The organism is Streptomyces sp. NPDC096152, assembly GCF_044763235.1.
Lineage (GTDB): Bacteria > Actinomycetota > Actinomycetes > Streptomycetales > Streptomycetaceae > Streptomyces.
The window spans coordinates 448,457-461,827 of record NZ_JBIWFW010000005.1; the positions used below are offsets into that span (position 1 = coordinate 448,457).

Below are 13,371 nucleotides of genomic sequence, written 5' to 3' on the forward strand. Positions count from 1 at the left end.
GGGGCAACATCAAGAAGTACGTCCCCACGATCCTCATGGACATCCGCCAAGCCTCGACTACGTGCTGGCGGAGCCGCTATTCGTCCGGTTCCTGCGGGCGATGCGTCGGTCTCGCGCACGGGCCGTTCGGGCAACCTCGGCGGCCACGATCAAGCGGCGCCGGGCGTCCAGGAGGTCCAGTCCTGGGGCGAAGGAGCGGCACCGCTGCACTATCTCCCAGCACACCCCGTCTGTCGGGATGACCTCGCCCGCAAGGTATCGCTCGACACGCAAGGCCATCGGTCCGAAGAGCAGCCATCGGTCGTCCTGCAGACCGGTCTTGCTGATCAGATCGTGCAGTTCGCCTATGAACCTCTCCTGCTCGGACGGGACAGCTATCACCACCCGGGGGGTCTTCGGCCGGGACTCTCGCGCGTTTTCGATTTCCCGAGCCAACTGGGTGCGACGGATCATCCATTCGTCCGTGAGCTTCCGTCCTGGGTGAACAGACGGGAGACGGTACAGCCAGGCCCAGGGGCTCTGCTCATACCTTCCGACGGGGTCTGGCGTTTCGTCCGCCGGGTCCCCGGCCCACCAGCGCAGCAGGGTCATGAGCGTGATCATGGTGGGCAGCCGTGCGCCCGACAGCGCTGCATACAGGGCGGCTCTGGAGACCACTGTCTCCTCGTGCCCGGCAATCCAAGCGACTGAGACCTTGCCGTCGCCCAGTTGCCGAAGGTCGTACGCGAACGCCTGCAGCGGCCCGTCTTCGGGGTTCGGAATTCTCGGACGAGCTGGCATATGCCAGTTTCCCCTCCCCGTCCTGTCGCCGATGTCTCGCGACATCTTTTCACAAGATCAAAGTGTCAGTGCCGCCAGATAACCTCTAAACCAAGGGACGAGAGCAGCCGCAAGTGAGACCGGAGTTGACGGTCTTTCGAAGAGGCAACCGCGCCAACGGGCTCTCGCCGCACAGCAGTCCGATGCCGGTCGGCCACCTGGAGGTGACATGACTGCGGCCCCCCGCGCCAACGGGGGGCCGCACAGCAGTCCGATGGGTCTCGCACCCGAACCAGAAGCACGTCCGCACTTCAATGAGAGGGTAGAACCATCAGTTCCAACTCCGAGGTTACGGGTCAGCCTGTCCCGGCGTCGAGCCGGGATCCTCGATGGAAGTCGTCGTGGACGGCTGTCCGTGCCATTTCTTCGAGGCACCGCGCCTTGAGCGGGGTCGTCGGTGCCGCGGTACTCGGTCTGACGAGCGGGGCCTGCAAGGTCTTCGGTCAGGACTTCGCCGAGCACATCCTCACCTGGCTCAGTCACCTCTGAACCAGGACCCGCGCCAGCGACTGCGGCCCGGCCCGATCCTGGGCCGGGCCGCAGTCGTATGGCGCCCTCCATAACGTCCGCCTGCCTCAGCAGGCCCGGGTGGGTGCCCGGGCAACCCCAGATGCGGAAATTCCGGCTCGCCGAGGACGCGGACGCTGGCCCCATGCCGGGCAGGGCGACGTCCATCCACACCGGGGGGATGTCCCGCCCGGACCGGGACCGCAGGCTCGGCCTCATCGGGGCTGGTCACTTCTCGGTACGGTCAGGGGCGTGTCTGGTGCACGTCGGGTTGGTCACCCGCAGACGTGCGCCGGTTGATCGCGCGCTACTAGGGGAGCTGGTACGGGCATGGCGGTTGACGCTGCTCGGTCGGATGAGGGGTTCACGTCGGCGGGGGCTGCGCGGGTGATGAGTGCCGCATGCCAGGCCACCGGGCTGGATGACAGAGGCGCTGAGTTGATCCGACTTGGGGAGAATGCGCTGTTTCGGCTGGTCTCGGTGCCAGTGGTCGTGCGGGTGGCCCGCGGTGAGGAGTATCTACCGAAGGCGCGCACTGAGGTGGGCGTGTCTCGGTGGCTTGCTGCGGGAGGGTTTCCGGCTGCGCGCATCGTCGATGACTTGGAGCAGCCGTTGGTGGTCGAGGGGCACCCGGTGACCTTCTGGCATCTCATCGTGGAGGGTGACCGCAAGGCGACGTACGGGGAGCTGGGAAGCATCCTGCGTGGCCTGCACTCCATGACGCTGCCGGCTGGACTTGAGCTGCCGCCGTTCGATCCGTTCGACAAGCAAGAGCTGCGGATCAGCCGAGCTGCGATCCCGGAGGACGACAGGGTGTTCCTTCGTAAGCGCTGGTGTGAGCTGCGCGATCAGTTCGGGGAACTTAGGTTCGAGACTCCCAGGGGGCCGGTGCATGGGGACGCTCACGTGCAGAACCTCATGGTGAATCAGCGGAACGAAGCGGTCCTGATTGACTTCGAGGCCTTCTGCTTCGATCACCCTGAGTGGGACCTGATGGTCACGGCCACGGAGCATCACAGTCTTGGGTGGCAGACAGATGAGCAGTACGCCGACTTCGTGCGGGCGTACGGGCGGGATCTGTATGACTGGCACGGCTATGACACGCTTCGGCGGCTGCAAGAGTTCGGCATGACGACGTGGCTCATGCAGAACGTGCAGGAGGATCAGGAGACGGCGGACGAGTACCGTCGGCGTATCGCCGCCCTGCGCGACGATGACGCACCGCGTGACTGGCGGGCGCGATAGCTGCTATTCGTCCTCGTCCTCCAAGCGGACGAGTGCTTCGCTGACTCGCTCGTTGAAGGCGACGACGGCGGGGTGAGCGGCGTGCGAGCTGACCTCCGTCTGGAAGTCGGTGATGTAGCGCTGGAAGCGGGCGGACTGGAGGGTGTCGCCGCCGTCTAGGGCGAGACTGGCTGTGGTGACGGCGGCTTCCAGATCGCCGCTCAGTAGCTGGCTCTGGGCGAGCACCATGCGGCAGAAACCGAGGGTGCGGGCGTACTGGGGGTTTGTGCTGTCCACGGCGCGCTGTGCGTGTTGCACGGCTTCGCGGCGCATCTTTAGGTCGCGGAAGCAGTGGCAGAACTCGCCCAGCAGTTCGGCGTCGTCGAAGTAGCTGAGCCATGCGGGGTCGTCGGCGGTGTCTGCTTGCACGAAGTGGTGTTCGGCTTGATTCATGGCGTGGCCGGCTCCGGTGCGGTCGCCTGCGTTGGACAGGGCGCGGGCCTCCATGGCCCAGTAGTTCGCCATGGCGCGTGGCGTGGCTCGGCCTTTGGCGCCCTCGACGGCGGCGCGGGCCAGTTGGATGGCTTGGGTGTGATTGCCGAGGTAGTTGGCCTGGTGGCTGAGGTTGCCGAGGATGCGGGCACCGAACATGCGATCGCCGATGACCTGGGACAGACGCAGTGTGGATGTGAGGTAGCGGTGGGTGAGTCGGTGGTTTCCGACGTCGTACGCGGTCCAGGCGAGCAACTGGGACACCTCGGCGGCAGCGCTGAAGAGCGCATGGCCCACCTTCTCGCTGTAGCTGGCGCTGAGCAGTGGCAGGACCTCGTGGCGGAAGTAGTGGCGTAACGCTCGGTGGCCGTGGCCTCCGCCGTACTTGAAGTCGAGCTGCATGAACGTGGAGGCTGCGTCCCTGATCGCGCGCACGTCGCGCATGCCGACCCGTTGGTGAGCAGGGCGATCGGCCTGGATGCCATCAGGGCGCGCGATCACCCACGAAAGGACGGCCACGCTGAGGTCGGCGTCTGCGATGACCAAGCAGTCGCTGACTGCGGCCTCGGCGCGTTCTTGAGCGAGTCCGTCCAGCATGGACAGCACGTCGGGAACGGTGCTCGGGTAGCCGACGGGGTCCGGGGCGGCTGGCTGGGAATGGTTGAAGAATCCGAGATCACCTGGCGTGACGCGGCGGCTCAGCTTCGAGCTGAGCACCTCTGCCATGATCGCTACTGTCTGCGGTTGGATGCCCGCGCCGTCCCGCCATCGCTGCACTGAGACGTGCGTTGTCCCGAGACTGATGCCTCGCTGGTCGGCGGCATCTTTCATCCGCTTGGCAAGGCCTTTGTTCGAGACCTTCGCTTCGTCCATGACTGCGATCAATTGCGCATTCGGCTCTCGGTTCATGCTCCCCTGCCAACCCGAGAATGACGGCGAGTGTTCATCGTGGCACAGGAGTCGCTCTTTGGGGGTTCGTTGGTGAACCCCCTTTGCCTTTGCCGGTGTTCACGTGAACCCCCCGATGAACGCTCCCGGTCACGCCCGCTGAGCCGTGTACTGGCTTGCGTGATGCAACGGGCGCCGAACGAGCCTCCTCAGGCTCTCGGAAGGGGACGTGATGGATGCGGGCAAGACCAAGTGGCTGGCGAGTGAGCTTGATGCGTACACCCACTGGTTCGCGGGACCGCCAGCTCCGTCTGCCGACGGGCACTTTCTGACGCTCACGCTGTTCGCCGAGTTCGAAAACACGGCGCGCACGGCACGTGAGATGACGGCCGTGTTCCTCCGGGGCGCGGATGCTGGCGCGATCGTGGATGACGCTCGGCTGGTCGTCTCGGAACTGGTTGGCAACGTGGTGAACCATGCGGTGCCGGATCGTCACCTCGCTGTGCCCGGCGGCTGCCGACGCATCGACGTGACCTTCAAACTATGGCCGAAGTGGCTGTTCATCGGCGTAACCGACGAAGACTCGACGCCCCCGTTGCTTCCGGCTGGAGAGGCATTCTCGCCGGGACTGCTGGGGGAGCTGTCGGAAGCGGTCCTGCCCGACAACGGCCGTGGCCTGCTCATCGTGCAGCGATTGGCGGCGGCGGTCTGGTGGTCGCCGCAGGAGCGGGGCGGCAAGACGGTCTGGTGCCGCTTCGACCTGGACGGCGGAACAGATCACTGACCGCACCAGTGATCTCCGGGGCGCCGTCCTCGGCCACTCCTTCGCGATCGGGAGTCGGCGGTGACCCGGAAACCGGCTGGAGTCTGACCTCTCCGGCCACGGAGCGCGGTCCCTCGCGGTAATGCCCACCGGGTACCCCACCCGAGTGAGGGGCCGCGCTTCACAACCTCATACCGAGACCGGACCACCCCCGCGCCTGGCAGCAACTGGGGTGGTCCGGGAGGGGACGCAGCGGTCCCCGGTGCCTGATGGTACCGGGGCCGCTGCGCTGCGTCGCTTCTGCCCCTGAAAGCAAGCAAGTTGACGAGTCGTAATCTGCAACAGGGTTGAGGTGAACACACGTGACAGGCGCGGGTGAGGAATGGATCGGTGATGGCCTGCAAGACATCGAGGGCATGGATGCTGTGTTGTGGACGCCCGGTGTCGACTACATCGCGGGATGGCGCGGGGCGCGGGAGTCCGCCGACCGGTTGAACCGGGCACTCCTTGGCGTCGGCTTCGAGCTGTCGGCCGTTCGGGCGGTTGGCTCCACGGACGAGAGGGGGCGGGGCGTCGTCCGGCTGGCGGGCCGGCCGGACACTGTGGACCGGCTCGCTGCTCTTCTGGAGTCGGCGGCATGAGGGGCGCTTGTGCTGGTGAGTGGCGCGCGTGGGCACGTCGTCGGCCGGAGAGACTTTGGGCTGGAGCTGCCATGGGGCGAGTGAACAGGGGGCCTTACGCTGGCCCGGCGAATCGGGCAGGTACTGGTCCTGCCCGCGGTTGTGCCCGATTGGCCCCCTGTTCTTCGAGGCTCGCCCCATGGTGGCTGCCTAAAGTCTCGGAGGCTGGCGACCCCCAGCCCCATGGGCTCCGGCCTGCGAGGACCGGTCGTGGCCTCGACTCCTTGAGCGCGCTGGGGTCGGGGGCGCTCGGTGACCGGCCGGGACCGGCGTCCACGCCGCACGCCCGGCCGGGGCGGCCGGGCGTCCCGGCGCGCCGCAGGCGCGCCCTTGAGGAAGTGAAGCCGGTTTCGACCGATGGCCGTTCGATCTCAGGTGCGGGCGCGTCGTGTGGGCTGCTTGTCGGCGGTGATCCGGTAGGCGGCTTCGGCGCGGTCGGCACCGATGCGCAGTTCTTCGAGGATCAGAGGGCGGTCGTCGGTGCCGTGCGTGGTGCGGGCCAGGTGGAGGATCGGGGTCGCGTCCGGGAGCCGCAGCGTGGTGCGCTCGTCGGGCAGTGGCATGCGGGCGCGTACCGTCTCGGTCCACGACAGCTTGTGTCCGTCCTCAGTGAGCAGCCGGTAGATCTCCGCCGGTTGCCTGCCCGGCTCCTCGCCGAGCGAGGGAACTGCCTCGGCGACCTCGAACGGGATCAGAGTGCGGTGCATGGCTCGCGTCCCAGTACCGGGCTCGACGAGCAGCCGGTCGCAGGCGAACAGCGCCTCTTCCACGTCGAGTTGAAACAGTCGGCCGGTGGCCTTGTTGGTGCGGGTGCGGTACGTGCTCGGCGCCTCTGCCTCTTCCCATACCTCCCCATCTGGCATGACGAACCGGCCGTGGGTGGTGTGGCTGATGCGCCGTTCAAGGGTGAGTGCGGGTTGGCCGTCGGAGCGTACGAAGCTGCCTTTGCCGTGGCGGACGTCGATCAGGCCTTCCGCTCGCAGGGCGGCGATCGCGTTGCGTACCGTCGGTCGGGAAACGCCGTAGCGGGCCATGAGTTGGGCTTCGGACGGCAACAGGGAGTCGGGTGCGAACTCGCCGGACAGGATCGCTTCGCGGATCGCGGCGGCCACCTGCTGGTAGAGGGCTCCGGGGCGCTGGATCTCCGACATCGGGTCATCTCCGGATCGTGGTCGTAGGCACGTCGCACGCGCGACATCACTCGTCAGCATAAGTAGTTGCGCTCTCGCCGTACAGGACTCCATAGTCGTAACTCGTAAGGACAAGTGACGTCAGTACCTTGCTGGCGTCCCGACTGGCCAGGGAGGCCACAGAACATGCAGTCCATTCCCGTGGACACGGCGCGGCTCGGCGTACTGCGGTGCGCCATCGCGCCGGAAGTAAAACTCAGCAACCCCGAGACACAGGAGGTGAAGAGGGACCGGGACGGCAACCCGGTCTGGACCGTGGCGGTGACCGTGCGACAGGACAGGCGGCGCATCTCCGTGATCGAGATCGCCGTCAGTGGTCAGCCGAAGGGGATCGAGGAAGGACAGATCGTCAAGGTCACCGGGCTGACGGCATTCGTCTGGTCGATGGGTGACCGACACGGTGTCAGCTTTCGCGCGGACGCGGTCACGGCCGTCCACGGCGGCCCGTCGCCCGCCAAGGGTGGTGATGCGTGATGGGGCCGATCGTGCTCGCCTTCGCGCTCGCCGTGTTGGCGTGGATGCTGGTCGTCGGCGACCTGGTGCGGCGGCACCGGCCGGCCTGGCACTGGTACCTCGTCGGCTACCCGGTCACCGCGTTCCGGGTGGTGTTCACCTGGCGCAAGGTCGCCGTCCTCAACGACCTCGCCGTCTCCCGGCGCCTGCCGCGCGGGCTGCTCGGCGACCTGGTCGTCAAGGGTGATCCGCTGCGCCCGGTGGCTCCGCGGGTCTCCTTCCCGCGTGCCACCCGCATGGGGCTGACCGTGATCGTGCGCCTGCACGCGGGCCAGACCCCGGCCACCTTCCTCAAGGCGGCTGACGCTCTCGTCCACGCGTGGAAGGTTCACGCGGTCCGGGTCACCTCGCCAGAACGCGGGCTCGTCCTCCTGACCGCGACGGCCACGGATCCGCTGGAGCGACCGGGCTTAGCCACTGCCCCGGCCGAACTCCTCTCCGCGCTCATCGGCGTCCTGGAGAACGGCGGCGCCTGGGTGATGAACTTGCGGCTCGTACCGCACTGGCTCATCGCCGGAGCCACCCGATCCGGCAAGTCCACTCTCGTCGCCCGGTTGATCACACAACTGGCGACTCAACCTGTCGCCCTGGTCGGCATCGACTGCAAGGGCGGCATGGAACTCGGCCTGTTCGCTGGTCGGCTCAGTGCCCTGGCGACCTGCCGCCGAGAAGCGGTCGCCGTGCTCTCCGCACTCGTAGTCGACATGCAAGACCGGATGAGCGCGTGCCGGGCCGCCGGGGTCCGCTCGATCTGGGAGCTGCCCGAGAAGCTGCGGCCGGTGCCGGTCGTCGTGATCGTCGACGAGATCGCGGAACTGTACCTCTCCGATGGCACCCGCGAGAGCAAAGCGGAAGCAGACCAGTGCTCCACACTCCTGCTCCGCCTGGCGCAGCTCGGGGCAGCGCTCGGCCTGCACCTGGTCGTCGCCGGCCAACGCGTCGGCTCCGACCTCGGCCCCGGCGTCACCGCCCTGCGCGCCCAACTTGGTGGCCGCGTCTGCCATCGCGTCAACGATCCAGGCACGGCGGAGATGACTTTGGGCGACCTCAACAAGGACGCCGTGGCCGTAGCCCAGTCGATCACTGCGGAGGAACGCGGCGTGGCCGTCTGCACCGGCCCGGAAGGCGGCTGGAGCCGCGCCCGCTCCCACCTCACCTCCACTGAAGAGGCCGTCTTGACGGCCCGGAAGTGCGACGCGATGACCCCGGAACTGCCCGCCATAGACCGCGCCCTCGCAGCGCTGGAAGGAGACGGCAAGTGATCGGCACGGGTACAGCGGTCTCACTCGTCGTGCTCTTCGGGATCATCACCTTCCTCCTCGTCCGCTCACGCGACGTACGGATCTGGGAGGCGGCGTGCATCGCCCTGTTCGGGATGTACCTGGGTGAGACGCCCGTCGCTCTCGCGATCAACGGCTTCGTCACTTGGTTCCTCAGCGGCTTCAACCACTTCTGATCAGGGAGAACACGCCATGCCCATGCCGCGCGTGAGGTGCCCGCACTGCAAGGGCGACGGGGCCCGTCGCACCTGGACTGGGCGGCTGCGGCGCTGCCGCGTCTGCCGAGGAACCGGAACCATCCGCTGACCCTCCGATCCATCGATCCCACAAGGGAGTGATCCCCATGATCAACGGCGCACCACCCACCATCACCGTTGCCGCTTCGGCGGCCCACCTTGGAAGGTCACCACCATCACCTCGGAGATCAGCCCGACTGACCGGCGCGCCGTCCTGGCTCTCATGGCGCGCCTGCGTCAGCTCCCCGAAGCAGACCTCGACGCCATCCGCCTCGTCCAAGATCCCAAGTTTCCCCGCTGGCTCAAGCAGGTCACCGCAACCGGCGGTTGTGCCCATCCCGTCCACCTCTCCGGCTCTACTGCCACCCTGGACGCCACAACCGGCGAGATCCTCCAGCACTACGACACCCGCAACGAACCCTGCGAACGGCTCCTCGTCCGCTGCCGCAACCGCCGCGCAACCGTCTGTCCCGCCTGCTCCCGGCTCCATGCCGGAGACACGTACCACCTCGTCCGCGCCGGCCTACTCGGCGGCAAGAACGTCCCGGCAACAGTCCGCCACCGGCCCCGGCTCTTCGTCACTCTCACCGCCCCGTCCTTCGGGGCCGTCCACCGTGCCGGTGAGCCCTGCCGTCCCCGTCGCGACGGCGGCACATGCGAACACGGCCGTCCCCGCGGCTGCGGCACGGTTCATGTCCCGGACGCTTCAGCTGTCGGCCAACCTCTCTGCCCGGACTGCTACGACTACACCGCCCATGTCCTCTGGCACGCGCATGCCTCCAAGCTATGGGATCGGTTCGTCATCGACGTCCGACGGCGCCTTGCCTCCTCGGTCGGCCTCGTACAATCCCATTTCGCCCGTTATGCGCGGCTGTCCTTCACGCGCGTGGCCGAGTACCAGAAACGCGCGGCCGTCCACGTGCACGCTGTTATCCGCCTCGATGGTGCGAACGGGCCGGACGACGAGCCCCCGGCTTGGGCCACCACTGACCTCGTGGCCGATGCCGTGTGGGCTTCAGCCCGACGGGTCATGGTCCGCACTCCCTACAGCCCTGCCGCGGGGGAGCTGGCACTGCGCTGGGGCGTCCAGGTCGACGCCCGACCCCTGCATGCCGACGGCGACGGCCCTGACGATGACGCCGTGGCTGCGTACGTGGCCAAGTACGTCACGAAAGGCGCGAGTGAGACCGGCGCTGGCACTGACCGCCCACTCACCACCCGGACAGATATCGAGTCAGCAGCTGTCAGCGATCACGTCCGTGCTCTCATGCGTGCCTGCTGGCGCCTTGGCGGTCTGCCGGAGTACGGCCCACTCAACCTGCGGGCTTGGGTGCACAACCTCGGCTACCGGGGCCACATCCTCACCAAATCCCGGGCTTATTCGACGACATATGCAGCGCTCCGCGCCGAACGTGCCCACCACATGGGTCACGTCGACATCCCCCAAGCGGTCATCGAACGCGACTGGCGCTACGTCGGCTCCGGCCACACTCCGGGCGCCGCACTCATCGCGGCTGGAGTAGCAGAGGACATAGCCCACAACCGCGCTGCGGCCGCCGAATCTCTCCAGGCTGGCGGTGATGTCACCTGAGCAACCCCCGGAGGAAACCGAGCAGCACGGACCGAGAGCAGGCGGCGGTCCAAGCGTGGGTTGATCGACAACTACGTGAATCTCCCCCGCTCTCCGATTATCAGCTACGGAGCGTGGGGGAGATCCTGGGACTTCAGCTCATTCGGAGGTCCGCCACACGGGCTTGAGTAGATCCGGATCGAAGGTCTTGTTGCCCTTTCCGCCCGGCACGGCGATTACTGCACTCAGCACCTTCTTGATCGCTTCCCGCTTCTGCGTGAGCGTTTTCGTCTTCCAGGACTTCCGGATGTCCTCCGTGGCCTCCTCGGCCTCGGCCTTCAACGCCTCGTGCGCCTTCTGGTCGGTCCGCAGCTCCTTGATCCGCCGTTCGAAGACGGGAAGGTTACGGAAGAACGTCTCGTCGTCGATGTCCGTGTCCTCGTCGTCGTGCCAGCGGCGTTCAAGCTCCCTGCGGCTCTTCAGTGCACGTTCCAGCGCAGCGGCCTTGTCCCAGTCCGGCACCTCCTGGGCCTTGGTCGCCGCCTCGCGTTCCAGCTTCGCGATCACCAGTTCCTCGATGATGTCGTCTGTCTTGTCGCCGCGCTTATAGGTCTTGTTGCAGCCACCGTCCACGGTCTTCTTGCACATGTAGGCGTGCTCGTACTTGAGCCAGTCGTTCGCCTTGATCCCGATCATCTTGTTGTTGCAGACCGTGCCGTCCTCCAGCACGTTGCCGCACCGCAGGATGCCGGTCAGCAGGTACTTGTGGACCAAGCCGCCGCGCGGCATGCCCGTTCCGCCACCCCGCTCCCTGATCTTTGCCGTAACAGCGAACCACTGCTTCGGCGTGATGACGGGCTCCCACCCGCCCACGATCGGCTGGTCGTCGCCGTCGCGGACGAGTTCCCCCTTGATCTCGCGGTACCCACAGAGCCGTGCGTTCATCAAGACCTGCTTGACGGTCTGGTACTGGAAGGGGTTCCCGCGGCTTGTGATGTATCCGGCTTCCTTCCACTGCCGCGTGATCTCCGAGATGGAAGCTCCAGCGATCACGTCGTGCACAGCCTTCCGGATCGTATCGGCCTCCTTCTGCCGCAGGGTGACCTTGTCGTCCTCCCACCCGAAAGGGCGCCATGCCGAGACCGACTGCCCACGGATCGCCCGGTTGCGGTGGCTGTTTCGACTCCTCCGCTGCTTCTTCCTGGTTTCGCTGAGGGACATGGCGACCCCCACCAGTCCCTTGATCTCAAACCCTTCGGCGTACAGGTCTTGGACGCCGTTCGAGTCGTGGTAGACGCGTTCCTCCTGTGAGGTGAATGCCTTCAGGTACCGCTCCCAATCGCTCGGGCGCCGGTACAGACGGTCGTCGTTCACGGCCATGACTCCGTGGACCGGGTACCCCTCCGGCGTCGCCCCTGCCGCAAGGTCGGCAAGCAACTGCTCGAAGTCGTCGCGAACCACGCTCTCCTTGCTGGCGCTCTTGTCGTTGTCTGTGTAGCGGTAGACGACCAGCCATCCGAATCTGCCGGCGGCCTCCGTCATGTCCCGGTGCTGGTCCTCGATGCCGTGGGCGTCCTTCACCCGGCCGTCGAACGAGATACGTGCGTAGCAGACAACGCACTTCAGGTTGGGATCGGCGGCCAGCATGGCGCGTACTTCCTCGACGGACGGCAGTCCCTCCGGCACGCCTCGCAGCTTGCTGATCACCTCGTCGCGCTTGCCCACGATGCTCCCCCTCGGTCCATGTCTGGGCTGCTGGAACGACCGTAGCGTATGTGTGACCTTTGTTAATGCTGTACTCGATGAAGATCTCGCAGGACATCCGCCGCGAACACGGCACCGGTCAGGCCGAGATCGAGGAGGGCATGGCCCAGAAGTCCAAGGAGTTCGCGGAGGCGGGGAACCGGGTCTACCTGCCCATCACCGACTGACACCCGAGCGCCCCACCGCGGGGTCCGTGTTCCACCCCGTGCCCCGTGCCCGGCCGCGTCAGCCCGAGCGCGGAGCACGGAGCGCGGACCCCGTGGAGCCGGTGTCGTAACGGAAGGGGCACGACGGCGTTCCGTGGGGAGCAAGATCTCTACTGTCGGGGGCGTGGGTGGGATCGATGTTGCCAATGGAGTAGCGGGCGCCGTCATCGGCATGTTGTTCGCGGTGCTGTTCCAACAGCCTTTGCAGGACGCCTGGTTCCGGCTGCGTGGGCGCTCGGGGCGGGCGCTGCGCACGCTGCGGCGCCGGGACGAGTCCAGTCCCGCCTGGCGCACCTTCTCCCTCGGGCCGTTGCAGACCTCGGCCCTGATCGTCGAGGGGGACGGGGAGACGCCGATCCCTCCCGAGACGGTCTTCGTCCACGTGCTCGACGAGGAGGTGAGGCTGCCGGAGGACATGGCGCCCTGGCGGGACGAGGTCGCCGCCGACAGCGAGCGTGTGCGCGCCGAGGGACGCACCCCGGTGTGGAACGGCCCGCGGTACGCGGTGGAGTCGTTCGGCATCTCCCGCACCGCCCTCGACGAGACCCCGGAGGTGCATCTGCGGCTGCGGCCGACCGACTACTACACCTTCCTCGCCGCCCAGCAGCTCGACCGCCGACTGCCCGACGGGGCGACTCCCCGCTCGCGCTATCTCGACCCGGGGGAGCCGCTGCGGGCCCCGGCGTTCCTGCAGTGCAGCTTCGCCGTCAACGTCGCGGTGGTCACCGCCGACGACATGCTGGTGGTGAGCCGGCGCAGCGACCGGGTCCGGATGGCACCGGGGGTGTGGAACTCCTCCGTCAACGAGGGCCTGTCACGCCACATCGACTCCTCGGGGCGGAGCGCGCCGGACCTGCACGCCGTGTGCCGCCGGGGCATGCGCGAGGAACTGTCGCTGGAACCGCACGAGTACACCGTCGACCTGCTGGCCTTCGTCCTGGACGTCGAGCGGCGGCACTGGAGCGCCCACTACTACGCCCGGCTCAAGGAGTTGAAGAGCACGGACCTGCAGGAGCGGATGAGCCGGGGCGTCGCGGACCGCTGGGAGCACCAGACGATCGACTACGTGCCCTTCCGGCCCGCCCCGGTGGTCCGGTACATGATGCGGGAGGACCGCGTGCACCGGTGGGCGCCGCTGGCCCCGGCGCTGTTCCACCTCGCTCTCGTCCATGCCTACAGCCGCACGCTCGTCGAGCGGGTGGAAGCGCAGATCCTCAGACGTCTGTAGCCGGGGCGACC

The 13,371-nt window shown here is 67.1% G+C and carries 12 protein-coding genes and 1 pseudogene; 9 read left to right on the forward strand and 4 right to left on the reverse strand.

Annotated features, from left to right (window positions below):
• Positions 1-57 precede the first annotated feature (57 nt).
• On the reverse strand, positions 58-825 hold the full coding sequence (locus ACIQ9G_RS19755; RefSeq protein ID WP_403610935.1) for a hypothetical protein: 768 nt from the start codon (positions 823-825) through the stop codon (positions 58-60).
• 831 nt (positions 826-1,656) lie between these two features.
• Between ACIQ9G_RS19755 and ACIQ9G_RS19760 the strand changes: the two genes are divergently transcribed.
• Entirely contained in the window at positions 1,657-2,571 is a 915-nt protein-coding gene (locus tag ACIQ9G_RS19760) for a phosphotransferase family protein (protein WP_403610937.1), read from the forward strand.
• A 3-nt stretch (positions 2,572-2,574) separates the two neighbouring features.
• Here the strand turns inward: ACIQ9G_RS19760 and ACIQ9G_RS19765 are convergent, their stop codons facing one another.
• Positions 2,575-3,951 (reverse strand): sporulation protein, encoded by a 1,377-nt coding sequence (locus ACIQ9G_RS19765; RefSeq protein ID WP_403610939.1) that lies wholly within the window; start codon positions 3,949-3,951, stop codon positions 2,575-2,577.
• 211 nt (positions 3,952-4,162) lie between these two features.
• Between ACIQ9G_RS19765 and ACIQ9G_RS19770 the strand changes: the two genes are divergently transcribed.
• Positions 4,163-4,714: an ATP-binding protein gene (locus ACIQ9G_RS19770; RefSeq protein ID WP_403610942.1), complete on the forward strand. Its 552-nt coding sequence runs from the start codon at positions 4,163-4,165 to the stop codon at positions 4,712-4,714.
• A 341-nt stretch (positions 4,715-5,055) separates the two neighbouring features.
• On the forward strand, positions 5,056-5,334 hold the full coding sequence (locus ACIQ9G_RS19775) for a hypothetical protein (RefSeq protein ID WP_403610944.1): 279 nt from the start codon (positions 5,056-5,058) through the stop codon (positions 5,332-5,334).
• A gap of 410 nt (positions 5,335-5,744) precedes the next feature.
• Here ACIQ9G_RS19775 and ACIQ9G_RS19780 read toward each other — a convergent pair whose 3' ends face one another.
• The gene (locus ACIQ9G_RS19780; RefSeq protein WP_403610946.1) at positions 5,745-6,524 is read right to left on the reverse strand and encodes a GntR family transcriptional regulator; all 780 of its coding nucleotides are present in this window, start codon (positions 6,522-6,524) and stop codon (positions 5,745-5,747) included.
• Between the two features lie 165 nt (positions 6,525-6,689).
• On the opposite strand from ACIQ9G_RS19780, the gene ACIQ9G_RS19785 reads away from it, so the two are divergent.
• The 4 genes from ACIQ9G_RS19785 (at position 6,690) to ACIQ9G_RS19800 (ending at position 10,183) form a co-directional block, all read left to right on the forward strand.
• Entirely contained in the window at positions 6,690-7,037 is a 348-nt protein-coding gene (locus ACIQ9G_RS19785) for a hypothetical protein (protein ID WP_403610948.1), read from the forward strand.
• Entirely contained in the window at positions 7,037-8,338 is a 1,302-nt protein-coding gene (locus tag ACIQ9G_RS19790) for an FtsK/SpoIIIE domain-containing protein (RefSeq protein WP_403611306.1), read from the forward strand. The genes ACIQ9G_RS19785 and ACIQ9G_RS19790 overlap by 1 nt, the downstream gene beginning before the upstream one ends.
• Positions 8,335-8,532, forward strand: a complete 198-nt coding sequence (locus ACIQ9G_RS19795; RefSeq protein WP_403610951.1) for a hypothetical protein — start codon at positions 8,335-8,337, stop codon at positions 8,530-8,532. The genes ACIQ9G_RS19790 and ACIQ9G_RS19795 overlap by 4 nt, the downstream gene beginning before the upstream one ends.
• Before the next feature lie 283 nt (positions 8,533-8,815).
• Positions 8,816-10,183 carry a replication initiator gene (locus ACIQ9G_RS19800; RefSeq protein WP_403610954.1) on the forward strand — a complete coding sequence of 456 codons (1,368 nt, stop codon included), beginning with the start codon at positions 8,816-8,818 and terminating at the stop codon, positions 10,181-10,183.
• A 138-nt stretch (positions 10,184-10,321) separates the two neighbouring features.
• On the opposite strand, the gene ACIQ9G_RS19805 is transcribed toward ACIQ9G_RS19800, so the two are convergent.
• Positions 10,322-11,887 (reverse strand): recombinase family protein, encoded by a 1,566-nt coding sequence (locus tag ACIQ9G_RS19805; protein WP_403610956.1) that lies wholly within the window; start codon positions 11,885-11,887, stop codon positions 10,322-10,324.
• 74 nt (positions 11,888-11,961) lie between these two features.
• Between ACIQ9G_RS19805 and ACIQ9G_RS19810 the strand changes: the two are divergent.
• Positions 11,962-12,093, forward strand: a pseudogene (locus ACIQ9G_RS19810) (thiamine biosynthesis protein ThiC); the annotation flags it as partial.
• A gap of 163 nt (positions 12,094-12,256) precedes the next feature.
• Complete coding sequence (locus ACIQ9G_RS19815; protein WP_403610959.1) at positions 12,257-13,360, forward strand: hypothetical protein; 1,104 nt, start codon at positions 12,257-12,259, stop codon at positions 13,358-13,360.
• Positions 13,361-13,371: the final 11 nt, after the last annotated feature.